The following is a 1,315-nucleotide window of genomic DNA, read 5'->3' on the forward strand; positions in this document are numbered from 1 at the left end:
ACGATCACAGAGGCCCGCAAACAAAAAGTCGACTTCAGTACCCCAATCTTATCCGGCATCGAAGAGTGGGTGATCACCAACAAAAGTACTCCAACCATCACCAAACTTGAGCAGTTGAGCGGTAAGGAGATTTGGGTACGTGCCAGTTCCAGCTACTTTGAAAGCATTCAAGCCGTCAACAAAACACTGAACAAGAAAGGCTTACCGCCGATTATCGTGCACTTCATCGAAGAGACTCTGCAAGACTACGAACTCGTCGGCATGCTCAACAATGGCTATATCAAAGCCATTGTTTTAGATAGCCACAAAGCCAAACTTTGGCTCAATGCGATGGATGACATCAAAGCGCATAAGAAAGTCCCTCTTCGCAAAAACGGCAACATCGCTTGGGTAATGCGACAAAACAGTCCTCAACTCAAAGCAGTGGTGAACAAATTCATCCAAAAATCTCGCTCAGGCACACTCCTTGGAAACGTCATATATAGCAAATACATCGACAATACCAATTGGCTCAATAAGGCACTTAACCCTAAGAAAATTGCCCAGCTAGAAAAACTGTCGGCGCTGTTTTCGCGCTACGGGGAGAAATATGACTTGGATTATTTGCTGATTGCGGCGGTTGCGTATAAAGAGTCCGGATTTAATAACAACTTAGTCGGCACAAGAGGCGCAGTCGGCATAATGCAAGTCTTACCGAGCACAGCGCGCGATCCAAACATCAACATCAAAAATGTTCGACAACTCGAAAACAACATCCACGCAGGAGCGAAATACTTAGCGTTTTTACGTCGGCAGTACTTTGGCGATAAGACCATTACGGCTGAGAACAAAATTTACTTTACCTTGGCGGCTTACAATGCAGGCCCAGGTAATGTCGAGAAAATGCGCAAGCGAGCCGCACAGCAAGGCTACGACCCCAACGTTTGGTTTAATAATGTCGAAGTGGTCATGCGAAAAAGCCTCAGCTCAACGGTCAGTTATGTGACCAGCGTGAACCGTTACTACGTCATCTATAAGCAACTAGAGAGCTTAGACCTCGCCAAAACACAGAAAATGTGCTGCTGATTCCTGATGACCCAGTCTTTATGACACCAATAAGGAAAATCACTCAAACGCCAGATACAAAAATGCCGCTTGTTAATTAAGCGGCATTTTTATTATTCAGTGTACTTTGAAATTGCAGAGTGATTAATGTCACATTTTCATTCTAGTTAAAATTTAACCACTCTAAAAAACAGGCTGAACAACGTCCCTAAAAACGAAGGCGTTTTCAGCTGAGTACTCTATCCAATCTAATGATTTGCTAACCGATAAC

The 1,315-nt window shown here is 44.0% G+C and carries 1 pseudogene; it reads left to right on the forward strand.

Going from position 1 to position 1,315, the window contains the following annotated elements:
• A pseudogene (locus R7O12_RS25220) lies at positions 1 to 1,145 on the forward strand (transglycosylase SLT domain-containing protein); the annotation flags it as partial.
• Positions 1,146 to 1,315 lie beyond the last annotated feature (170 nt).

Source organism: Vibrio sp. Vb1574 (genome assembly GCF_033338675.1).